The sequence below is a fragment of the Pseudomonas kitaguniensis genome, assembly GCF_049199985.1.
GTDB classification, from domain to species: Bacteria; Pseudomonadota; Gammaproteobacteria; order Pseudomonadales; family Pseudomonadaceae; genus Aquipseudomonas; species Aquipseudomonas kitaguniensis.
In genome coordinates, this window is the sequence record NZ_JBLZPT010000010.1 from 169,882 (window position 1) to 192,063 (window position 22,182).

The following is a 22,182-nucleotide window of genomic DNA, read 5'->3' on the forward strand; positions in this document are numbered from 1 at the left end:
GCAATGTGATGTCTCACTCCGTTTGAATAGGTCGGTATGGCTGGCCGCGTGAGGCCGTCCAGGCGTGCTATTGCGCGCCCAAAACCGCCGTCCAATAAATGCCTGCATCACTCTTCGGGTCCATGGCGTAGGCCGCGCCCAACTCACGAAACTGCGGGTTCATCAGGTTGGCACAGTGGCCGGGGCTGGCGAGCCAGCCGTCGACCACCTTGCGCGGCGTGTCGAGGCCAGCGGCGATGTTTTCGCCAATATTTTTTGCCCCATAGCCCGCCAATTCCGCGCGGTCGCCGGGCGTCCGGCCGTCGTGGTCGAGGTGGTCGAAGAAATTGCCGTTGGCCATATTGCGCGTGTGGCTATTTGCCGCATCGGCCAGGTTGTCGTTCCACGACAACGGTGTGGTCGCGGTAAAGGCTTGGCTGCCGCATTGGCGCGGCTGTTCTCGCGCCGCATTGACCAGGCTCAGCAGTTGCTTGCCTTCGGTCTGCCAGTCGCCCAAGCCGCTGGAGAGCAGCGGGCGGGCCAGCACGATGCGCCAGTCCTGGCCGCTGTTGCTCACGCCGATGTCGACAAATTGCGGGTCGAGCACCACACGACAGAAGCTCTCGCGCACGGCTTTCATCGCCGCCTCGGCGTTTTTAGGCCCGGACAGGCTGATAGCCTGCACATTCACCATGGGGTACGCAGCCCGCGCCAGTGCCTGCTGTAAATCGCCGACATTGGTTGCCGGCAGCACCAGCCGCGTATCGCTGGCCAGTGGCGGCAGTTCCTGGGAACCCTGATTACCGCAGCGCTGAACCTGGCTGCGGTACTGATTGATCTGTTGCACCAACTGAGTTTCTTCATCCGCCATCGCGCTGGCGCAGAACGCCAGACTGGCGGCCAGCGTCGTAAGACCCATCATCAATGACAGCACGCGCATGGACGTTACCCTTGAGCTTGAAAGTGCCCATGATGCGCGATGTAGCCCGGTGTGGTGCAACGCCTTTTTTGTTTTTTTGCCTCAACGGGTGTTCTGCAGGGGTTGATCAGCCCGCTCGCCACACTGTTGTAACGGGTACAATCGCCGCTGCCTTGACGCAAAATTCCAGGAATGTTCATGTTCAGCCTTACCCGTTACACCACGCCGTGCCCCGAGTCGATCAATAGCCAGATCCTGCAGATGGTGGTGGACAACCTCACCGACATCAGCGCCGTCGCGCTGGCGCCGAGTAACCTGCTCTATAACATCTATCAATACGCGCTTGGCTTTGAGGTGCACCTGTACCTGGAAGCGCTGGGCGGAGCCAAGGGCATTGCGGTTGAACTGATCGTGGCCACGGCTGCGCAGGACCCCGAAAAGGTCATCGGCTTTCTGCTGTACTTGCCGGTAAAAGACGACCCCGAGGCGTGCGGTATTGCGTTCATGGCGGTGCAGGCAGGCTGTCGGCGCCAGGGCGTGGCACGCGCGATGATGCGCGAGGTGCTGGCGCGTTACCCTCACGCCGAGTTGGCGTGCGCCGTGGAAAAGGTCGCGGTGTTTGAGGCCTTGGGCTTTCAAGTACGCGGCGCGCGTGGCACTCAGGTGTTGATGAACACCCGTGACTACGGCACCGATGGCCTGATGGGCGTGTTGGACGTAGCGGCGATTTACCAATCGCTGGAGGTTCGGCAGATTCACACCTACCTGCTGCAAAAACACGGCAAGCGCGCGATGACCGATGCGGAGAAACAGCGTGATCGGCATCTGGATCAATTAACACGCAAGGTCCAGCGCTTTGTGAGTGAGCACCAGGCCTGAATGCAAAAAAACTTCCCGGGAAGGTTTTTATCGGTTCAGTCAAGCGGCCCCGCGTTCGACCATCGCCACAATCATTGCGAATAACTCATGCTGCGCCTCGTCGCGGCTGATGTCGCCATTGGCCGCCGCCTGCGACAACGCTTCGGCTGCGCCGAGCATGCCGCGCAGGCCAGCCTGGGACACACTGGCGCCGGGCGCGAACGGCGCCAGTGCATCGTGGCATTTGTCGAGGAAGATGGCCTCGTATTTGCGCTTCAAGGTTTCCAGTTCAGGGGAACTGCTTAACGCGGCAATGACCCCCGGAATCTCCCGCCCTTGTAACAACACGCAATCGACGTAACACGCGGCGATCACCTGCGCGCGTTCGCCCAGCGTCGCGCTGCTGGTCTGCAGGGCTTCGTCAAATACCTGGTTCTGGCGCGCGTCGAAGTCTTCATACAGTGCCGCCAACAGCCCTGCGCGGGTGACGAAATGGTCGTAGACCACCGGCTTGGTCACACCTGCCAGCTCAGCCAGGCGGCCGAGCGTCAGGGCATCAGTGCCCTCGGCGCGCACCAGTTGCCAGGCAACGTCGAGCAATTGGCGCAGGCGGTCTTCGCGTGAAAGGCGTCGGCGTGGGGCAGGGGATTCAGTACTTGACATGCTTATATACCAAAAGTAACTTGATTCGGGTAACTTACCAAAAGTAGCTTACTAAGCGTAGCTTACCAAACGTAGCTTCGCCCGAGCCTAAACCGAATTGGAGTCACTGTCATGCACGCACTGATCGTTGTTGCTCACCACGACCCGGCATCCCTCACCCACGGCGTGGCGGCGCAAGTGGCGGCGGGGCTGACCGCCTGCGGCCACACGTACGAAATCGCCGACCTTGCCGCCGAAGGCTTCGACCCGCGCTACAGCGCCGCCGACCATCGGGTGCACCGCTCGCACGCCGCGCCGCCCGCCGAGATCCTTGCCGAACAGGCGCGCATCGACCGCGCCGACGCCGTGGTGCTGGCGTTCCCGATCTACTGGTGGTCGCTGCCGGGTTTGCTCAAAGGCTGGATCGACCGTGTGTTCGTCAACGGCTGGGCGATTGACTACGGCCCGGACACACCCGTGGTGAAAAAGCTGCGGCACCTGCAGGTGCATTTATTGGCGCTGGGCGCTGCGGATCAAAGCGCGTTTGATCGGCACGGTTATGCCAACGCCATGCGCACGCAAATCGACTACGGGATCTTTGATTACTGTGGTGCGCAGGTGCTGACATCAAGGTTGCTGCTGGAGTCGGAGTCAGGCGGCGCCGAAGCGCATTTGCACAGCGCCATGGCGTTGGGGCGGCAGATGTTCGAGCGGCCCCAGCTGCGTGAAAACGCTTGAGCGGAGGCTGCCGCCGCTCAACCCTGGCCAAACAGGTCGTGGGCATCGAGCAAGCGGTAGGCGATTTCCGGGCGTTTTTCCATACCGCGACGGATCGCCGCCGGAATCGATTGCCGGGTTTTGCGGCACATGCCCGGCAGGTCGTCGATGACGATTTGAATGCCGCGCATGCTCTTGACCTCGGTGTGCCCCGGCGCGATATGCACGCGGATACCGAGTTGTTGGTGCATCAGCTGTTGCATGCGTTCGAGGTCTTGCAGGCTTTTGAGGTCTTCGAGGCGCTCGATCAGCTTTTTCTCTTCCTGACGCGTCAGGTTGAGAATCCGCAGGTCGGCGCCGGGCGCTTGCAGCAGCTGTTCGCGCTCGCAGACGCACGCGCCGGGCGGGCAGGGTTGGCGAATGGTCATGTGCAGTGCCTCCCCATTCCGGCGCGGCGGCTTCAGTAGCTCAGCGCAACCCCAAGACTGCCCAAGGCCTTCCAGTAGTCAGGGTAGGTCTTGGCGACGCAGTCCGGGTCTTGAATGCGGATTCCCGAGACCTTCAGCCCGGCCAAAGCAAAGCACATGGCGATGCGGTGGTCGGCGTGGGTGTCGATCAGCGCGGTGCACGCCGTACCGGCGAGTGCAGGGTCACTGGCGACCAGCAAGTCATCACCTTCGATGCGCGCAAGGCCTGGGCGTATTTGATTCAGTCCGTCGTGCAGCGCTTGCACGCGGTCACATTCCTTCACGCGCAGGTTGGCCAGTTCGGTAAAACGCACCGGTGTGTTGTTGAACGCGGCGAGCACGGCCAGGGTCGGGATGGCGTCTTGCATCTGCGAGCCGACGACCGTCGCCTGCATCTGCGGGAACTGCGCGATCACCGCTTGGGCCTTGGCATCCGGCTGGGTGAAGTCTTGCGCCGCCACGCCAATGTCGATGCGGCCACCGGTCAGCACTTCGGCCGCCCACAAATAGGTCGCCGCCGAGGCGTCGGGTTCGATCAGGTAATCATGCGCGGTGTAGCCGGTGGGGGCGACGCGCCACGTGGTGTCATCCACCACCTCGACCTGTGCGCCGAAAGCCCGCATGCAGTCCAGCGTCAGGTCTACATAGCCACGCGCGCCGATGTCTTTGCCGGTCAGCGCAACGTCAATCGGTGCTTCACCGCAGGCGGCGAGCATCAGCAGGGCCGACACGTACTGGCTGGACAAACCGCCGTCGATTTCAAAACGCTTGGCGTGCACCTTGCCCACGCCATGCACGGTAACCGGTGGGCAACCAGTCGGGCTGTGAACGCGGATACCGTTCTGGCCGAGGGTGGCCAGCAGCGGGCCAATCGGGCGTTTTTGCATGTAGTCGTCGCCGTCCAGCACCACGGTGCCGTTGACGGTGGCCACGGCCGCGGTGAGAAAACGCATCGCGGTGCCCGCATTCCCGAGAAACAACGCGTGCGCCGGCAATTGCAGCTTGCCTGAGCTTGTGACCACGAAGGTGGTGTCATCCGGCTCGTCGATGCTCACGCCCATCGCGCGCAGGGCCACCGACATGTGGCGGGTGTCATCGCTTTTCAGCGCGCCGCTCAAACGGCTGGTGCCCTTGGCCAGCGCCGCCAGCAACAGCGCGCGGTTGGTAATGGATTTGGAACCGGGGGGCGCGACCTTGCCGTTCAGCGGTGAATTGGGCGGTGTAACGGTCACGGTTTTCTGCGAACTCAAGGTACAAGGCTCCTGATCAAGGCAATGGGGTGCGCGGTGGTCGACGGGCGGACCCGAATAATCGGGCATAGACGCGGTGCTTGTCGAGGCTTAGCGCTGGGCTAGCCAGTAATCATGCAGCGCCCGCGCCGCCGGTTCGATGGCGCTGACCCGCTGCTGATGCGCCTGCACATCGAGGTCTGCCGGCAACTCAAAGTTATCCTGCTCGGCGCACCAGGAGATTTTCTCGAGTTGGCCGGCCTGTTCGGCGGGCAGTGGCGGCCAATCGCCGATAGCGGCGCCGCGCACATAGCCAAAGCACCATTCCTCGGCGAGCGTCACGATTTGGCCCTGATGCTCGGTCTCATCGAAACGTGCCTTGAAGCCTTGCGCATCACTGGCCAATTGCGCTGCCAGCGTGTTCATGTGGCGCACGCACAGCTCCAGAAAGTGCTGGGCCTCTTCCAGGCTTTCCCACTGTGGGTTCTGGCCACCCCAAATGGCCGGGAACCACTCGCCGATGTCGACCTGTGTTGGGCTCGACACCAGCGCGGTGAAGTAACCGTCGAGTTCGGCCAGGTTCAGCACCGAATGGTCGTCGCCGTACTTGAGCAGGGTGGCTTCGACAGAGTCGAAGTCGGCGGGCGCGAGGGGTTGGGCGTGCATGGGCATATCCTTTATACGTCGAGCGCCGCTGACGGGGCGGCTTAAAGCGCAAAGAATGGCGCGTAGGGCGGTTTTTATCCAGCGTTTTCCAGACGTTGGCACAGCGTACTGTATTGTTGCCCGTCCGGCTTTTGGCTGATGCGCCGTCGCGCTCCCTTGATATAGTTCGGGCCTTATCACTCGCCAGTCAGGGGTCACTGCCATGTCCGAATACCAAGCTTTCGTCGTCGAACTTGCAGGCAACGTTGCACATGTGCAGATCAACCGTCCGGAAAAGGTCAACGCGATGAACGCGGCCTTCTGGACCGAGATCATTGACATCTTCCAATGGGTTGAGGATACCGACGCCGTGCGCGCCGTAGTGCTCAGCGGCGCGGGCAAACATTTCTCTTCCGGCATCGACTTGATGATGCTTGCCTCGGTGGCCAATGACCTCGGCAAGGACGCGGGCCGCAATGCCCGCCTGCTGCGCCGCAAGATCCTTGAGCTGCAGGCCTCGTTCAACGCGGTCGACCAGTGCCGCAAGCCGGTATTGGCGGCGATCCAGGGCTACTGCATCGGCGGCGCCATCGACCTGATCAGCGCTTGTGACATGCGTTACGCCGCTGAAGACGCGCAATTTTCGATCAAGGAAATCGACATGGGCATGGCCGCCGACGTCGGCACCTTGCAACGCCTGCCACGCATTATCGGCGATGGCATGCTGCGTGAACTGGCCTACACCGGCCGCCCATTCGGCGCCGAGGAGGCGCGCAGCATTGGCTTGGTCAATCGCGTGTATGCCGACCACGCAAGCTTGTTGGCGGGCGTGATGGAGATCGCGCAGCAAATCGCCGCGAAGTCGCCAATTGCCGTGACCGGCACCAAGGCGATGATCAGCTACATGCGTGACCACACGGTGAATGATGGCCTGGAATACGTTGCCACGTGGAACTCGGCTATGTTGCAATCCAACGATCTGCGCGTGGCTATTGCGGCCCATATGAGCAAACAGAAACCCGAATTTGTGGATTGACTGACATGACCCCAGGCTGGATTACCACGACCTTGCTGGACAACGACGCCCCCGGCGGCTGGGCTGTTGCCCGCAGCCGCGAGGGCTTTTTGCAGGATGCCAACGGCCCGCTGTTCCCACGCGAATGGCTCAAGCGCCAAGACCTGTCGGTGTTCGCCGAACAGGGCATCGGCCACCTCGACGGTGAGCCGGTGTACCTGCTGGAACTCAACGCACCCAGCGAGGTGCCAGGTTGCAGTTGGCAGGGCTTGCGCGCTTTCATGCTGCAAGGCGACCACACGTTATACAAAGTGTTGGGTTATGCCGCGCAGATCGGCACCTGGGCGCGCGAGCATCGTTTTTGCGGCAGTTGCGGCCAGGCCATGGTTCAAGTGCCGCGCGAGCGGGCCATGCATTGCCAGGCCTGTGACCTGCGCAGCTACCCGCGCATTTCACCGAGCATGATTGTGCTGGTGACGCGCGGTGACGAGATCTTGCTGGCGCGTTCGCCGCGTTTTGTGACCGGGGTGTACAGCACGCTGGCAGGCTTTGCCGAGCCGGGTGAATCGGCCGAAGACTGCCTGGTCCGCGAAGTGCGCGAAGAAGTGCAGGTAGAGGTCCGGAATATCCAGTACATGGGCAGCCAATGCTGGCCGTTTCCGCACTCGATGATGCTGGGCTTTCACGCCGAGTACGCCGGTGGTGACATTGTGCCGCAGGCCGATGAGATCGAAGACGCGCAGTGGTTCAACATTCACGCGCTGCCGCCGTTGCCGGCGTCACGTTCGATTGCGCGCTACTTGATCGACCTCTATGTGGCCCGTCGCCTAGGCCACGCTGAACCAGTGTTGCCAGGCTAGGCGTACGGTCAGGCCGAGGACCACGGTGATAAACACTGGGCGAATGAATTTGGCGCCGCCGCTGATTGCGCTGCGTGCGCCAAAGAACGCGCCGCCCATTACCGAAACACCCATGGCCAGGCCGACGATCCAATCCACCGAGCCGTTGAAGATAAACACCGACAGCGCCGCCGCGTTGCTGACGAAGTTCATGCTGCGCGCCACGCCGCTGGCTTTCACCAGGTCGATAGGGTGCAACAGCATCGTACTCACGGTCCAGAACGCACCCGTGCCGGGGCCGGCTACGCCATCGTAGAAGCCGAGGCCGAAGCCTTGGGTCGATTGCCATTTTTTCTTGATCGGCGCATCGGCGTCCAGCGGCGCCTTGGGCGTGCCGCCGAACAACAGGTAAACGCCACAGCCGAAGACGATCACCGGGAGCATTTTGTTCAGGGTTTCGGCCGGCAAGTAGTGGGCCACCACCGCACCGGCGAAGGCGCCGATCAGCGTGCCGACGATGGCGTGGACCCATTGGCGCGGGTGGAACAGCTTGCGCCGATAAAAGGTGAAGCTTGCGGTGGCGGAGCCGAACGTCGAGCTGAGTTTGTTGGTGCCGAGCACCAGGTGTGGCGGCATGCCGGCGGTGAGCAGGGCAGGCGTGGTGAGCAAGCCGCCGCCGCCAGCGATGGCGTCGATAAAGCCGGCAATGAAAGCTACAACGGCCAGGATGGCCAGGGTTGTCAGGTCGACGCTGAGTTCAAAGGGCATGGGCAGGGCTTATTGTTGTCATGGCGCAGAAGGGGCTGCGCCAAAGGCCCTATCTTACCTGCTGATGTAGGCAGAACCAACTGTGGGAGAGGCCTGCTGCCGATGGCTACGGGTCAGTTCCGGGGTGTGGACGGGCTTTATCTGCGAAGCCGAATGCAGTCAACTGTGGGAGGGGGCTTGCTCCCGATAGCGGTGTGTCAGTCGACTCATGTATCAACTGTAAAACTGCTATCGGAGCAAGCCCCCTCCCACAGAAAGCAAAAAAAGCAGACGACAGGTTTAAACCGCTATTTATGGGTGCCTATCCATTCCAGCGCCGTGCGCCATACGCAAATCCCCAGGAAGTACGCCGACATCAGCGACCACAACCCAAACGTCCAGGGATTGGTATTCGGATAATCCACCACCATCAAAAAGCTGCACAACAGCCAAATCGTGGTGACGGCGATATTCAACGGCATAAACCGCTTCACCCGAAACGGGTGCAAAAACTTCATCGGCGTTACGGTCAACAGCGCCAACCCAATCACCGTCGCCAGGGTCACCCAAGCGTCCGGCTGGATGATGTACACGCACAACGCCACGACGTTCCATGCCGCAGGAAAGCCGACAAAGTAGTTGTCCTTGCTCTTCATGTTTACATTGCAGAAGCAGAACAGCGAAGACACGAGGATCACCGACACCGTAAACAGATGGGTAAACTCCGGCAGGTCGATGTAGCGGTAGATAAACAGCGCCGGAATAAACACGTAGGTCAGGTAGTCAATCACCAGGTCCAGCACCGACCCATCAAAGCTGGGCAATACCGTGCTGACATTCACCCGTCGCGCCAGGGAACCGTCGACGCCGTCCACCACCAACGCCAGGCCGAGCCAGAGCAAGCAGGCTTTGGGCGAGTTTTCCAGCAGCGCCAGGGTGGCCAGAAAGGCCAGCACTACACCGGTGGCCGTAAAGCCGTGGGCGCCCCAGGCTTTGAGTCTGGCTACATGCAGGGTCGAAATCACGGGCGGTTCTCCAAAAGGTGAAACAGGGCAGCCGACAACGTAACGCCGTCGAGTCTGGCCAGGGAATGCAGGTATCGACCGGAAAGGTGGGAATAAGGTTCACCTCCCCGGTGTATCACTTAGCGTAGCAAGCGTAGGGCGTTTCTACATCAGCCTTGACGGAACACCAGCGCTTTCAAGCCACTTTGCACGTCAATATCCGGAAATTCAGGCGGATTTTCCAGCCTCTCCACAAAGCGCAGGCCCGGCGCTTCGCGGGTTACGCCATCGATCAGGAAGTCTTCGCCAAAGGCCGGGTCATTCATGCAGGCCAATACGCTGCCTTGTGGCGTCAGCAAATCCGGCAAGCGGCGCAGCACGCGCTGGTAGTCCTTGGTCAGCAAAAAGCTGCCTTTCTGAAACGACGGCGGGTCGATGATCACCAGGTCGTAAGGCCCGCTGTGGGTGACTTTGGCCCACGACTTGAACAGATCATGGCCCAGAAACGTGACGTTGCTCAGGTCATGACCATTCAGGCGATGGTTGTCGCGGCCACGGCTGAGCGCGCCGCGCGCCATGTCGAGGTTCACCACATGCTCGGCGCCGCCTTCGATGGCGGCCACCGAAAAACCGCACGTGTAGGCAAACAAATTAAGTACGCGCTGGCCCTTGGCCTGCTCGCGCACCCAGTTGCGGCCGTAGCGCATGTCGAGGAACAGCCCGCTGTTTTGCTTTTTACCCAGGTCGATCAAGTAACGCAGGCCGCCTTCGGTGATGGTCAGCTCATCAATCGCTTCACCGACCAGCCATTCGGTGGTGCTTTGCGGCAAGTAGCGGTGTTGCAGGGCGACCGTATGCGCGCCGAACTGCGCCCATTCAAACCGGGTCAGCAACTGTTTTAGCGCATCCAGTTGTTCGGCTTCAGGCGCCTTGAACACGGCAACCAATACCACGCCCTGCAGCCAATCTACCGTCAACTGTTCAAGGCCCGGCCAGCAGCGGCCACGGCCATGGAACAGGCGCCGCGTTTCGCAGGGCGGGGTCGCCAGGGCAGTCGGCAAGTGAGCGTGAAGGGTCGCGAGTGCATCTGGGGTCATCGGTCAGCGTCGGTCATTGAGCGGGCGGCATTTTAAACACAATTGCTGACGATAAGGGGCAGACCGATACCACAAGAGCTCGGGAGGCATCCTACATCAATTTTTTTTTCGTCTTGTTAGCGTGCTCGGAAATTTGAACGTGCGCAGGCTAAGGCTTGTGCATCGCGTCTCTCTTGCACTTTTCAGGTTAAGGATAAGCGTATGTTCGCGTCAGCCAATGCTGCGCACTTCGCGTTGTTAATCCCGTCCGTTAGTAACGATTTCAAGGTGCTGGCCTTTCACGGCACTGAAGCGATCAGCACCTTGTACGCGATTAAGATTGAGCTCGTCAGCGAGGCGCCGGACTTCGATCTTGGGCGCCTGCTCAGCCAACCCGCCTTCTTGCAGTTCGGCCTTAATGGCGAAGGTATTCATGGGCATATTGAGGATGTGTTGGCAGGTGAGGCCGGTAAACGCCTGACCCGCTATCAACTGACGTTAGTGCCCGCGCTGCACTATTTGCAGTTCAGCCACAACCACCGCATCTTCCAACACCTGACGGTGCCGCAGATTGTCGCCCAGGTGCTCAACGGCCACGGCATCCAGGCCGATGTGTACACCTTCCATGTCCGCAGCTCTGTAGAGCGAGAGTACTGCACGCAATACGCTGAAAGTGACTTGGATTTCATCAGCAGGTTGTGCAGTGAGGAAGGGATTTCGTGGCACCACCAGCACAGCCAACATGGCCATCAGTTGCTGTTCACCGACAATCAGGCCTGCTTCCCCTTGCTGGGGGCAACCCCGTATCAGCAGGACGCTGGCCTGGTGGCGGATTACCCGGTCGTCAGCCAGTTCTCCACGCGTTTCAGCAGCCGAACCAGCAAGGTCACGCGTCGCGGCTATGATTTGAAGCGCCCAAGCCTGTTGCGGCAAAGCCGAGCTGCCGTCGAGTTTAGCCCTGCACTTGAAGACTACCGTTACCCGGCGCTGATCGAGCATGAAAAACTCGGCAAGCAGCTCGTCCAACAGGCGCTGGAGCGACACCGTGCCGACTACCAGTTGGCCGAGGGTCAAAGCGATCAACCCACCTTGCGCAGTGGCCACTTCTTTGACCTGACGGAACACCCGCGCCAATCGTGCAACGCGTTGTGGCTGTTGCTCAGCGTGACCCACTCAGGCAAGCAGCCTCAATCACTTGAGGAGGCAGCCACCACTGAGGTTGAACCCGAAGACGGTTTTACGCAGGGTTACCGCAACACCTTTACTGCGATTCCGTGGGATGCGGTGTACCGGCCACCCTTGGTCACGCGCAAATCGCCGATGGTCAGCCAGACCGCCCGTGTCACCGGACCCGCCGGGGAAGAAATTTTTTGCGATGAGTACGGCAGGGTCAAGGTCGAGTTCCATTGGGACCGCGCCGAGTTGGGCAGCGACAAGAGCAGTTGCTGGCTACGGGTGTCGTCGAGTTGGGCGGGCGACAGCTTCGGCGCCGTAACCATTCCGCGCGTGGGTATGGAAGTGGTGGTGACCTTTTTGGAAGGCGACCCCGACCATCCGCTGATCACCGGTTGTGTGCCCAACAAGGTCATGCCGGTGCCGTACCCGTTACCGGCGAACAAGACCAAAAGCGTGCTGCGCAGCCATAGCTCGCCGCGCAGTGGTGGTTACAACGAACTGTCGATTGAAGACCGGGCAGGGCAGGAACTGATCTACCTGCGTGCCCAGCGCGACATGCAGCAGACGATCAAAAATGACAGTCGATTGGACGTGGGCAACGAACGCCACGAAACCATCAAAGGCAACAGCATTGCGGTGCTTGAAGCTGAGGATCAGCGCACGGTAACGGCGGATCGCAAGGTCGAACTCAAGGCCAACGACTACTTGCAGGTCACCAACAGCAGCCATACCCGCGTCGGGCAGGCCTTCGTCGTCGAAGCAGGTCGGGAAGTGCACCTCACAGCCGGGGACCATCTGATTCTTGACGCAGGCGCGAGCATTACCTTGAAGGCCGGCGGTCAGCACATAGTGATTGGCCCCGAAGGCATCTTCAGCAGCAGCGAGATTCAACTCGGTGGCGCACCCATCAGCGGCACAGCGGCAGCGCCGTTACTGCCGGGTTTGCTCGGGCTGCAGGCCGCGCCGTCCTTATTTGAACAGCAGCAAAACCCGTCGAATCAAGTCGCTCAGGCCGCCGAGCCGCCAGGGGCGCCGAACCCTGTGTGTGAAGATTGCCTGTCAACCGCACAGGCCATGATCGAACAGTTAGTAACGCGTTAACACGTATTCAGCAGACATCATTTATTAAGGAAGGGTCATGTTACCGACCGCTAAGGACTGGTTGAACCTTTTGATGGCAGAGGCGCGCAGTGCACAGCTTGATCACCTGGATGTAGTGATCAACTGCGCAGCGTTGCCTGCGCCACTGTTGCCGACACTGCTTGAACTCACGCCTGCGCCTTCATGCGCGTGGCTATTTGAGCAAACGCCCGAGCATGCATTGGCGCAGTGCGGCCCCGTGCTGTTGCGCATAGAGTTGGCTAGCCAGGAGCAGCGCACTGCAATTGCGGCATTGCTTGACGCGGCGTATTCCGACTTTTGTGCGCTGATACTGATCAGTCGCTGGCCTTTTGCGGACCTCGCCGCGCACTTGCGCGGCGCTACGCAAGCCACCCTAAGCAAAGGCACCCGCTCCGGGGTGCTGCGTTATTACGACACGCGCCTGTTCAGGCACTTTTTTGACCAGCTTGATCCCTGCCAACGAAGGCTTTTTAACGCCCCGGTCATCCAATGGCACTGGATCGACCATGACAATAAAGCGGCAAGCGTTTCAGGGTTCGACAGCCGCCTGGATAACCGGAACAGGTTGACCGGGATGAGCCTGACCGATGAGCAAATTGCGCACTGGCAGGCCGTGAGCGCCGCGCTTCGGTGGTTCGAAGGCTATGAAAAGCCCCCCAATGAACATGGCTTCACTTCACGCGAAGCGATGATTCGCTGCCTGATTGCAGCCCATCTGCAGATCAGTCGCAAGAAGCTGGACAAGCGCCATCACCAAGATTTTATCGTCAGCGCGCTCAGCGAACATCTCCCACTGACGTTGACGCGTCAGCGGGACCATTTATGAGCCGCCTGCTCCTTGCGCTTTTAATGAGCGGTACGTCGTTGCTGGGATGTGCGCAGCCCCAGCCTGAACGATTAGGTACGCCCATTGAGGGTTATAGCCATACCTCGGCGGCGATTAACCGGTTCTCGGTGAATGGTAACGGTGGGCCGAATTTGGCTCCTTACGGATACGGGGGCGGGCAAATGTGCTGCGCGCCGCTTCCGGTGAAGTGGCATCCCGGTTTGACCGTGGTGGTGGAGTGGGAGAAAGACCCAAATCCGCATGACTCTGCCAATTGGCCGGACCCTTCATTTTCTGATGCTTGGCGCAAGGCGGCTAGAGAGCATGAAACTCGCTACACCCGCCATCGTGCGGTTGTAGCCGTCGCACCCTATGACGAGTTGGGCGCAATAGACGTGCATTTTCTACCGTGTAACCAAGTCGCGGTTTCAGCAGTGGCCGTGCTTCCTGGCCAACCCGGCTACCCATTTAACTTCCCTCAAAAAATGGAGGAGCCCGCCACATGTCCGACGCCATGAGCTCGCGACTCCAAAAGCCTGCTTTGGCATTCATCTGCCCTACACCTGACTTCAAAGTGGGTGAGCTGCCGCCGCAAACACTTGGGGATGAAGGCCGACCTCTGATGATCCGTTTTAACCTTGTGATGTTAATCAGCGGCCTTTCGCTGCTGGGCTGTGCGCAGCCTCAGCCTGAACGATTAGGCACGCCCATTGAGGGTTATAGCCATACCTCAGCAGCGATTAACCGGTTCTCGGTGAATGGTAACGGCGGGCCAAACGTCGGCCCTTATGGTGGCGGTGGAAAGCAGAACTGCTGCGCGCCGCTTCCGGTGAAGTGGCATCCCGGTTTGACGGTGGTGGTGGAATGGGAGAAAGACCCAAATCCGCATGACTCTGCCAATTGGCCGGACCCTCCATTTTCTGATGCTTGGCGCAAGGCTGCTAGAGAGCATGAAACTCAATACACCCGGCATCGTGCGGTTGTAGCCGTCGCACCCTATGACGAGTTGGGCGCAATAGACGTGCATTTTCTGCCGTGTAATCAGGTCGCGGTTTCAGCAGTAGCCGTGCTTCCGGGCCAACCCGGCTATCCGTTTAACTTCCCTCAAAAAATGCTGGAGCCAGTCACATGTCCGAAGCCATGACCCCACAACTCAAAAAGCCTGCTGCGGAATTTCTCAGCCCGACTCCCGATTTTGAAATGGGTGGGCTGCTGCCACAGACACCAGGGGATGTATTGCGTAATTATCGGACCCAACGGACGGCCTACGACCCTTTTGAACAACAATCGATGGACGCACACCGTGCGGCTGGGCTGGTTTACCCGGGCCCGCCATGTATGAAGATCGTGACGATCACGCTTTGCTTTGACGGCACCAACAACCATGAACCGTCAGACGCTATGGCAATGCCTTCAACTACGACCAATGTGGCTCGCTTGTACCACGCGAGTGTGGGTAGGAATGACAGTAAGGCCGCTGAGCAAGAAGGTTTTTACCGTTACTACATGCAGGGAGTTGGCACCGAGTTCAAAGAAATAGGCGAGTTCAAACCTGACAGTCAAGGGTTGACGATGTCGACAGGCGGCGAGAACAGGATCAACTGGGCGCTGACCCGCCTGATCGATGCGCTGAAAAGAGCCAGTAGTAAAGAGCGCCTTAAAAACCCGGATGCCTACGCCCTCGTGCAAAAAATGGGCACCAGTCTCACCGAAGACGCGCTCGGCGCTTCGATATTCAAAAACAGCTATACGCGTCGCCGAGAGGTGTTGGCCCAACCGCTGGCGGAACTTAAAAGCCAAATTGACGCAGCACATACGGCCAAGTCGATCCCCAAAATCATGGCGATACGTCTGTTTATTTATGGCTTTTCACGCGGAGCCGCCGAGGCGCGAGCGTTTGCGACCTGGCTTGAAGCCCTGACCAAGGTCGAGGTGGAAGGTGAAACCTGCTACTTGTTTGTCGGGCTGCCGATTAAAATTGTGTTCATGGGGCTATTCGACACGGTGGCCTCGGTCGGCCTTCCGTACTTGGTGCCCTTTGCTGCCGGGCATATGGGCTGGGCCGACGGCGCCATGCGTTTGTCGGACTCCGAGGCGTTTCTTGAACACTGCGTGCACTTGGTGGCGGCCCACGAACAGCGCAGTTGCTTCCCTGTCGACTCGATTCGGCGCAAAGCCAACCCGGACGATCCAAACTGCCCGTCTACCTATCGCCAGGGCACGGCGGAATACATCTACCCCGGCATGCACTCCGACGTCGGCGGCGGCTACCCGCCCGGCGACCAAGGCAAGGCCGCCGAGGGTGGCCATATGGTGTTGTCGCAACTTGCTCTGCACCATATGTACAGTGAGGCCTACAAGATTGGCGCGTCGTTGCAGGCACCGCCAAAAGCATTTAGCAATGAGTTAAAAAAACGCCGGCCATGGTTAGTCATGAGTGACTCGACTTACCTTGAATACGCAGTAGGCCCCCAACTCATCGAGCGCTTCAACATCTGGCTAGACGCCATGGACAATGGCCCACTGGAAGCGGTCATGGCCCGCGAGGCCGGGCATATCACCGGTTGGCGAATCAGCCGTTATGCCAAGGGCCGTGCCAAACACACCGACTTTTACGCCCGGCTGATGAAAAACGGCCCAGCGGCAGACATGACCGCCGAGGAAGTCGCCGCCTTTGAAGCCTTACACAGCATCCAACTTGAGGAAGATGCCGCCAACCGCGCGGGCACCCCGGCGCCGGCCTGGTCTGAAGGTCAGTTGGCCACGCAAAACGATAATCAGCTGATCAAGTTGAACTACGAACGTCGCACCGGCGCCCGCTCCTCAAGCGCGTTTAACACCAGCAAGGTGTATGAACCGAACCTGGATTGTCGCCAGTTGCTCAACGCCATGGCCGATTTTCGGCGCGACTATGTGCCGGAATGGACCTGGCCCGCCGGTGAACTGTTCAGCCTTGGCACGCTTGCCAACACCTTGGTCGGTGGCCTTGTGTACATGACCAACGCGCAGGACGAAGCCCAGCACTATGCCGACCTGCGCGAGGCCGGCGAGATGAACTACGCCAACCTGTTCGGCGCAGACGGCAAATCGTTAAACGACAAGGTCTACCCGATCATTCAGATGTTTGATGAACACGTGCACGACTCGCGCGCCTGGTTTATGAACGCGGCCTTGAATGAACGGGAAATTTTCAGCGACTACTTTCGTTATCGCGGCATATTTTTCGACACTGAAACCAATAACCCGCTATCGCTGTTGGTCACCGCCGAACGCGTGGTGGGCGTGGGGTTGGCGGTCGCCAGTGTTGGCCTGACGATCAGACGCCGCAACCCACGCTACCTGATCGGGTTGATTGTTCCCTCGCTGGGCACGCCGGTGATTCGCGGCAAGGTGGATTTCCCGAGCATCCGTGCGTTTGACCGTGTCACCGGCCTGACACTGCCAATGCTTGAGGGGCTGGAGGCGATTCGCGCCTTTACCGCCGAGACCGGCGCTGCGTCAGAAGCGGCAAAGGCCTTGCCGGTGCCGCCCGCGTTGACGGCGAGCACCGCCACGACTCAAGACTTGATCGAGATACTCAAAGCCTCGCAAGCGCTTGAAGGCGCAGCGCTGAGCCCACCCGCGAGCCCGCTGGATGGCGCGTCGCAGGCGCCAGGTGCCGAGGCACCGGCCTCAAAAAACTGGCTGGACCAAGCCAAGGGGGCGGTGGCAAGTGTCACGCTTTAGACCGTCCGCCTGGCGGGGCCGCGCGGCAGCACTTACTTACATGCTGGCGATAAGTGCTGGCCCAAACGCGTCACGGATAAACCCTGGCGCGATGTACCGCTCGTAATGTGCCTCGGACAACAGGAAGAACTCCCGGTCGATTGCATCGCGCAAGTCGGTGAGGTGGCGCTCGCGAAACTCCGGCAATAACGCCAGTCCATAGGCATCCAGCCTGGAGATCACCCGCGCACCCCGGGCAATCAGTTGGTAGGCCCAGCAATACGGCGACTGGTGCGGCATAAAACGAATCTTGCGATCTTCCAGTTGCTGACGCAGACGCTGCGGGTCAAACACTTCCAGCTTGCTGGCCATCACCTGCACCAGTAACTGTTCCAGGCGCAGCCACACCGCTTGCTTTTCGTCGGCGTTGTAGCCATTCCACTGGATGACTTCATGGTGATAACGCTTGCAGCCCCGGCAGACCAAGTCCCCGTAAACGGTGGAGCAGAGGCCGACGCACGGTGTCTTGATGGTTTGATTGGGCATAAAAAAACATCGACAGGTAAAACAAACACGGCCCCAAGAGGGGCCGTTTTTATATCAATCCCAGCTCAGCGCGCCGCCGGTCTGATACTCGATCACACGCGTCTCAAAGAAATTCTTCTCTTTCTTCAAGTCCATGATCTCACTCATCCACGGAAACGGATTTGTCGTGCCTGGGTACTCTTCCTTCAAGCCAATCTGCGACAAGCGACGGTTAGCGATGAACTTGAGGTAATCCTCCATCATCGCCGCGTTCATGCCCAACACGCCACGCGGCATGGTATCGCGCGCGTATTCAATCTCCAGCTGCGTACCCTGCAGAATCATCTGGGTCGCTTCTTCTTTCATCTCGGCATCCCACAAGTGCGGGTTTTCGATTTTGATCTGGTTGATCACGTCGATACCGAAGTTCAGGTGCATCGACTCATCGCGCAGGATGTACTGGAACTGCTCGGCCACGCCGGTCATTTTGTTGCGGCGGCCCATCGACAGAATCTGGGTGAAGCCGCAGTAGAAGAAGATGCCTTCCAGGACGCAGTAGTAGGCGACGAGGTTGCGCAGCAGCTCTTTGTCCGTCTCGACGGTGCCGGTTTCGAACTTCGGATCCGAGATCGAGCGCGTGTACTTCAAGCCCCACGCGGCCTTTTTGGCGACCGATGGAATCTCGTGGTACATGTTGAAGATCTCGCCTTCATCCATGGCCAGCGATTCGATGCAGTACTGATAGGCGTGGGTGTGGATCGCTTCTTCGAAGGCTTGGCGCAGGATGTACTGGCGGCACTCCGGGTTGGTGATCAGGCGGTACACGGCCAGCACCAGGTTGTTGGCAACCAGCGAGTCGGCGGTGGAGAAGAAGCCGAGGTTGCGCATGACGATGCGGCGTTCGTCGTCGGTCAGGCCTTCGGGGTCTTTCCATACGGCGATGTCGGCGGTCATGTTGACCTCTTGCGGCATCCAGTGGTTGGCGCAGCCGTCGAGGTACTTTTGCCAGGCCCAGTCGTACTTGAAGGGCACGAGTTGGTTGAGGTCGGCGCGGCAGTTGATCATGCGTTTTTCGTCAACGGCGACGCGGGCGGAGGCGCCTTCGAGTTCGGCGAGGCCTTCGGCGACGTCGAGTTTGTCGAGTGCAGCCTTGGCGCGCACGATGGCGGCGGAGTCACTGGCGGTGACAGCGCGGGCTTCGATGGCGGCGGCAGCGCCGGCACCGTCGAGGCGGTCCATGTTGGCTTCGCTCGCGTGGCCGGCGTTAGCGCCTTTGATCACCGCTGCACCGGTGTCCTCGGTGTCGACTTCATCCCAACTCAGCATCGAAATATTCCTTCCTGATCTGTTCTGACGGCGTAGGAGGCCGTCTAAAAATACGCAATTTGCAGGCTACTAGGCATTGAAATACTGCGCATAGTGTGGTCGGTAAATACCGATACTGCACACTATGTAGTGGTTTGTTCTGTTTGTGGGCACACTATATGGGGTGTAACAAGGTTGGTCAACGCGCAGAAGCAGGCGCGAAGGTCGCAGGCCAGGGTCGGCAGTCAGCAGCACTTGCCCGGCCCCCGTGGAAAAGGGCATGGTGCAGCGGCGCGATATTAAATAGAATGAATCTCATTTGAGACTCACTCGCGCCGCGCAGGTTGCTTGCCATGAATGATGCTGTTGTGCCAACCCACGCCCCCGAACTGACGTTGTCGAGTTTGTACCGCGATCACCGCAGTTGGCTCGAAAGCTGGCTGCGTCGGCGCCTGGGCAATACCTGGGACGCGGCGGACTTGAGCCAGGATACCTTTCTGCGCGTGCTCGCCAGTGCCCAGCCGATTGCGCAGATGCAGGAACCGCGCGCTTATTTGGTGACCGTCGGCAAGCGCCTGCTGGTCAACTTTCATCAGCGGCGCAGCCTTGAGCAAGCGTATTTGAATGCCCTGGCGACGCTGCCCGAGGCGTGCGTGCCGTCGCCTGAACAGCGTTGGTTGCTGCTGGAGACCCTGCAAGCGCTGGATGAATTACTCGACGGTTTGCCGGTGCTGGTGCGCCGCGCGTTTCTCTGGAGCCAACTGGAGGGTTTGGGTTACCGCGAGATAGCCGAGCGGCTTGAGGTCTCGGAGCGCACGGTAAAGCGCTATATGGCGCAGGCCTACGAACACTGCTTGCTGGTGCAGGTGTGAGTCGCGACGTTGCGCGTGCCGCCGCCCAGTGGCTGGCGTTACTGGAGTCTGGCGCGGCCACCGAGCGTGACCACGCGAACTTGCAGCAATGGCGCGACAGCCATCCCCAGCACGAACAGACGTGGCAGAAAGCGCAATCGCTGCGCCAGCGCTTCAGCGACTTGCCGCAGTCATTGGCGATGGCCAGCCTGGACCGCCCGCAACCGGGGCGGCGTGCGCTGCTCAAGCGCGGTTTGGGGGTTGTGGCGTTGGTGCCGGCCGCCTGGTTGCTCAGCCGCCAATTGCCCATCGACGCTTGGCGCGCCGACCTGCATACCGCCACGGGGGAGCGCAAACGGCTGCCGTTGGCCGATGGCAGCAGCCTGCAACTCAACACGGCCACGGCGGTCGATGTCGATTTGGCACAACGGCGCATCAGCTTGGTCGACGGCGAACTGGCGCTGAGGGTTCCGGGTGCTGCGGCGTTGACCGTGCACACCCGGTACGGCGAGGTAGACGTCAGCCAGGCCGAGGTGTGTGTGCGCCAGCTCGCCGCCGGGTGCCTGGTGTCAGTGCTTGAGGGCGTGGTGAAGGTGCGTGATGTGCGTGGAAACGGGGCCACATTGAGCAGCGGTCAGCAAGCGATGTTGCAGCCACTCGGGTTGGCTGCCTGGGCACCGTTTGATGTGCTGCAACCGGGCTGGCGTGACGGCGTACTGACGGCACAGAACCAGGCGCTGGGGGATTTTCTGCGCGAGCTGGAACGTTATCGCCCTGGCGTGCTGCGCTGGGACCCAAACCTTGAAACATTACGCGTCACCGGCAGCTTTCGCCTGGATGACACCGACCGCATTCTCGCCTTGCTGGCGCAAACCCTGGGGCTTGAGGTGCGCGCACGCACGCGGTATTGGGTAACGTTGAGCCGTGCGTTGGTTTGACGCTTACCGTCACAGGGGTCTCATACCCACACAGTCCCATCAACCCCGTCTAGATCAAATGCGCCCGCTGCAGTTCGGTCAACGACAGCGCCTTGAGCTGCGCCAGCAACGGGTCACGCCGGTCGCGCGGGTGGGGCAGGTCCACCACCAATTCCTGGCGAATGCTGCTCGGGCGGTTGTCCATCACCAGCACTCGATCACTCAGGTACAGCGCTTCGTCCACGTCATGGGTGACCAGCAGCAACGCGATGGCATGGTGTTCGGCCAGTTGCAGCAGCAAGTCTTGCAGCTTCATGCGGGTGAACGCGTCCACGGCGCTGAACGGCTCATCCAGCAGCAACACCTGCGGGCGTGAATACAGGCCACGCGCGATGGCCACGCGTTGCGCCATGCCGCCGGACAATGCCTTGGGCAGCGCCTGCGCGAAGCCCGTGAGGCCGACTTCCTCGATCAACTGGTCGACCCAGGCTTGGTCATAGTGGTCGTCATCGCTGAACCCGATGTTCTGCGCAACCGTCAGCCAAGGCATCAGGCGCGGCTCCTGGAACACGAACGCGACTTCGCCCTTGGGGCTGCGCAGCTCACCCTCAAAGTCGGTTTCCAGGCCGGCAACCATGCGCAGCAAGGTGCTTTTGCCGCAACCGCTTGGCCCGAGCAGGCTCACGGCTTCGCGCGGCTGCAAGGCCAAATGCACGTGGGTCAACACCGGGGTGTCGGCGAAGCTTTTGCGCTCCACCCGAATCTCTAATAAAGGCTGCATGCTCATTGCTCCGCGCCTTGGCCATTGAACGTGTCGCGCCAGACCAGGCAGCGTTTCTCAAGTGCTGCGAGCACGCCATCGCTGACTTTACCCAGCAGCGCCAACACGATGATTGCCGCCAGGACGATGTCGGGCCGTGAGGTTTCCCGCCCGTCACTGAGCAAGTAACCCAAGCCCTTGGTGGCCGCGATCAGCTCGGCCGCCACCAAAAACATCCAGGCCAGGCTCAAGCCACTGCGCAGACCGGTAAACAGGCCGGGCAGGGCGGCGGGCAACAGAATGCGCCGCACCAGCCGGCGCCGGCTGAAGCCGTACATTTGCCCGACTTCCACCAGTTTGCGGTCGATGTCGCGAATCGCTGCGACGCCGTTGAGGTACACCGGAAAGAACGCGCCAATCGCGATCAGCACGATCTTGGAGGTTTCATCAATGCCCAGCCATAGCAGCAACAGCGGCACCCACGCCAGGCTCGGGATCGAGCGCAGCCCGGCGAAGGTCGGCTCCAGGTAAGCCTCGGCTTCGCGGCTGAGGCCAACCCAGGCGGCAAACACCAGCGCCAGGCTTGCGCCAATCGCAAAGCCTGCCAGCACCCGCAACAGGCTGGCGCTGATGTGTTTCCAGAGTGCGCCTTCGGCGAGGTCGGTAAGGGTCACGGCGATCTCGCTGGGCGCCGGCATCTGGTACGACGGCAGCCAGCCGATCCGCACGACGACCTCCAGCACCAGCAGGATCAGCACCGGCAACACCAACCCTTTGAGCCGCCGAGGCCAGGCGCTGCGAGGGGTGGCCGTCGGCGCCGCAAGGGCGGCGGGCAAGGCTTGGCTTTTGCTGGTCATC

The 22,182-nt window shown here is 60.4% G+C and carries 23 protein-coding genes; 11 read left to right on the forward strand and 12 right to left on the reverse strand.

All coding sequences use genetic code 11. The features are described 5' to 3' along the window. Nucleotides 1-67: 67 nt before the first annotated feature. The gene (locus ACOZK9_RS14880; RefSeq protein WP_152746797.1) at nt 68-919 is read right to left on the reverse strand and encodes a CAP domain-containing protein; all 852 of its coding nucleotides are present in this window, start codon (nt 917-919) and stop codon (nt 68-70) included. Between the two features lie 177 nt (nt 920-1,096). On the opposite strand from ACOZK9_RS14880, the gene ACOZK9_RS14885 reads away from it, so the two are divergent. Beyond that, complete coding sequence (locus tag ACOZK9_RS14885; protein ID WP_421556133.1) at nt 1,097-1,777, forward strand: GNAT family N-acetyltransferase; 681 nt, start codon at nt 1,097-1,099, stop codon at nt 1,775-1,777. A 39-nt stretch (nt 1,778-1,816) separates the two neighbouring features. Here ACOZK9_RS14885 and ACOZK9_RS14890 read toward each other — a convergent pair whose 3' ends face one another. Next, nucleotides 1,817-2,419, reverse strand: coding sequence for a TetR/AcrR family transcriptional regulator (locus tag ACOZK9_RS14890; protein ID WP_058414998.1), 603 nt, complete (start codon nt 2,417-2,419; stop codon nt 1,817-1,819). A gap of 111 nt (nt 2,420-2,530) precedes the next feature. Here ACOZK9_RS14890 and ACOZK9_RS14895 point away from each other — a divergent pair, with 111 nt between their 5' ends. Beyond that, entirely contained in the window at nt 2,531-3,136 is a 606-nt protein-coding gene (locus ACOZK9_RS14895) for an NAD(P)H-dependent oxidoreductase (RefSeq protein ID WP_421556134.1), read from the forward strand. A gap of 17 nt (nt 3,137-3,153) precedes the next feature. Here ACOZK9_RS14895 and ACOZK9_RS14900 read toward each other — a convergent pair whose 3' ends face one another. From ACOZK9_RS14900 to ACOZK9_RS14910, 3 genes are all read right to left on the reverse strand, one after another. Next, nucleotides 3,154-3,543: a hypothetical protein gene (locus tag ACOZK9_RS14900; protein ID WP_152749537.1), complete on the reverse strand. Its 390-nt coding sequence runs from the start codon at nt 3,541-3,543 to the stop codon at nt 3,154-3,156. Nucleotides 3,544-3,575: 32 nt separating this feature from the next. Further along, on the reverse strand, nt 3,576-4,832 hold the full coding sequence (locus ACOZK9_RS14905) for a 3-phosphoshikimate 1-carboxyvinyltransferase (RefSeq protein WP_152749539.1): 1,257 nt from the start codon (nt 4,830-4,832) through the stop codon (nt 3,576-3,578). A gap of 90 nt (nt 4,833-4,922) precedes the next feature. Next, entirely contained in the window at nt 4,923-5,477 is a 555-nt protein-coding gene (locus tag ACOZK9_RS14910; protein WP_152749541.1) for a UPF0149 family protein, read from the reverse strand. 202 nt (nt 5,478-5,679) lie between these two features. On the opposite strand from ACOZK9_RS14910, the gene ACOZK9_RS14915 reads away from it, so the two are divergent. Together ACOZK9_RS14915 and nudC are read left to right on the forward strand one after the other, a co-directional pair. Continuing rightward, on the forward strand, nt 5,680-6,492 hold the full coding sequence (locus tag ACOZK9_RS14915) for a crotonase/enoyl-CoA hydratase family protein (protein ID WP_058414993.1): 813 nt from the start codon (nt 5,680-5,682) through the stop codon (nt 6,490-6,492). A gap of 5 nt (nt 6,493-6,497) precedes the next feature. Continuing rightward, on the forward strand, nt 6,498-7,331 hold the full coding sequence (nudC, locus tag ACOZK9_RS14920) for an NAD(+) diphosphatase (RefSeq protein ID WP_421556135.1): 834 nt from the start codon (nt 6,498-6,500) through the stop codon (nt 7,329-7,331). Here nudC and ACOZK9_RS14925 read toward each other — a convergent pair. The 3 genes from ACOZK9_RS14925 to ACOZK9_RS14935 all read right to left on the reverse strand — a co-directional run bounded on the left by ACOZK9_RS14925 (nt 7,299) and on the right by ACOZK9_RS14935 (nt 10,158). Then, entirely contained in the window at nt 7,299-8,078 is a 780-nt protein-coding gene (locus ACOZK9_RS14925) for a TSUP family transporter (RefSeq protein WP_058414991.1), read from the reverse strand. The genes nudC and ACOZK9_RS14925 overlap by 33 nt on opposite strands. Nucleotides 8,079-8,365: 287 nt before the next feature. Beyond that, nucleotides 8,366-9,082 (reverse strand): phosphatidylcholine synthase, encoded by a 717-nt coding sequence (pcsA, locus tag ACOZK9_RS14930; protein WP_058414990.1) that lies wholly within the window; start codon nt 9,080-9,082, stop codon nt 8,366-8,368. 149 nt (nt 9,083-9,231) lie between these two features. After that, nucleotides 9,232-10,158, reverse strand: coding sequence for a class I SAM-dependent methyltransferase (locus tag ACOZK9_RS14935; protein ID WP_421556136.1), 927 nt, complete (start codon nt 10,156-10,158; stop codon nt 9,232-9,234). Between the two features lie 201 nt (nt 10,159-10,359). Between ACOZK9_RS14935 and tssI the strand changes: the two genes are divergently transcribed. The 5 genes from tssI to ACOZK9_RS14960 all read left to right on the forward strand — a co-directional run bounded on the left by tssI (nt 10,360) and on the right by ACOZK9_RS14960 (nt 16,987). Next, the gene (gene tssI / locus ACOZK9_RS14940; protein WP_152751418.1) at nt 10,360-12,414 is read left to right on the forward strand and encodes a type VI secretion system tip protein TssI/VgrG; all 2,055 of its coding nucleotides are present in this window, start codon (nt 10,360-10,362) and stop codon (nt 12,412-12,414) included. 37 nt (nt 12,415-12,451) lie between these two features. Continuing rightward, nucleotides 12,452-13,261, forward strand: a complete 810-nt coding sequence (locus tag ACOZK9_RS14945) for a toxin Tle1 chaperone Tla1 (RefSeq protein WP_152751420.1) — start codon at nt 12,452-12,454, stop codon at nt 13,259-13,261. After that, a complete protein-coding gene (locus ACOZK9_RS14950) occupies nt 13,258-13,779 on the forward strand; it encodes a Tli1a family immunity protein (protein WP_241678255.1) in 522 nt (173 codons plus the stop codon). The genes ACOZK9_RS14945 and ACOZK9_RS14950 overlap by 4 nt, the downstream gene beginning before the upstream one ends. A 104-nt stretch (nt 13,780-13,883) precedes the next feature. Beyond that, nucleotides 13,884-14,405: a Tli1a family immunity protein gene (locus tag ACOZK9_RS14955; protein ID WP_152751424.1), complete on the forward strand. Its 522-nt coding sequence runs from the start codon at nt 13,884-13,886 to the stop codon at nt 14,403-14,405. 194 nt (nt 14,406-14,599) lie between these two features. Continuing rightward, entirely contained in the window at nt 14,600-16,987 is a 2,388-nt protein-coding gene (locus ACOZK9_RS14960; RefSeq protein WP_421556137.1) for a T6SS phospholipase effector Tle1-like catalytic domain-containing protein, read from the forward strand. Between the two features lie 36 nt (nt 16,988-17,023). On the opposite strand, the gene ACOZK9_RS14965 is transcribed toward ACOZK9_RS14960, so the two are convergent. Next, nucleotides 17,024-17,512, reverse strand: coding sequence for a DUF1289 domain-containing protein (locus ACOZK9_RS14965; protein WP_058411408.1), 489 nt, complete (start codon nt 17,510-17,512; stop codon nt 17,024-17,026). Nucleotides 17,513-17,566: 54 nt separating this feature from the next. Next, a complete protein-coding gene (locus tag ACOZK9_RS14970) occupies nt 17,567-18,817 on the reverse strand; it encodes a ribonucleotide-diphosphate reductase subunit beta (RefSeq protein ID WP_421556138.1) in 1,251 nt (416 codons plus the stop codon). Between the two features lie 332 nt (nt 18,818-19,149). Between ACOZK9_RS14970 and ACOZK9_RS14975 the strand changes: the two genes are divergently transcribed. Next, nucleotides 19,150-19,668 (forward strand): sigma-70 family RNA polymerase sigma factor, encoded by a 519-nt coding sequence (locus tag ACOZK9_RS14975; protein WP_152747877.1) that lies wholly within the window; start codon nt 19,150-19,152, stop codon nt 19,666-19,668. Then, a complete protein-coding gene (locus ACOZK9_RS14980; protein WP_172979861.1) occupies nt 19,665-20,585 on the forward strand; it encodes a FecR domain-containing protein in 921 nt (306 codons plus the stop codon). Before ACOZK9_RS14975 ends, ACOZK9_RS14980 begins: the two co-directional genes overlap by 4 nt. Nucleotides 20,586-20,634: 49 nt before the next feature. Here the strand turns inward: ACOZK9_RS14980 and ACOZK9_RS14985 are convergent, their stop codons facing one another. Both ACOZK9_RS14985 and ACOZK9_RS14990 read right to left on the reverse strand, forming a co-directional pair. Continuing rightward, complete coding sequence (locus tag ACOZK9_RS14985; RefSeq protein ID WP_421556139.1) at nt 20,635-21,351, reverse strand: ABC transporter ATP-binding protein; 717 nt, start codon at nt 21,349-21,351, stop codon at nt 20,635-20,637. Continuing rightward, nucleotides 21,348-22,181, reverse strand: a complete 834-nt coding sequence (locus tag ACOZK9_RS14990) for an ABC transporter permease (protein ID WP_152750549.1) — start codon at nt 22,179-22,181, stop codon at nt 21,348-21,350. The genes ACOZK9_RS14985 and ACOZK9_RS14990 overlap by 4 nt, the downstream gene beginning before the upstream one ends. Nucleotide 22,182 lies beyond the last annotated feature (1 nt).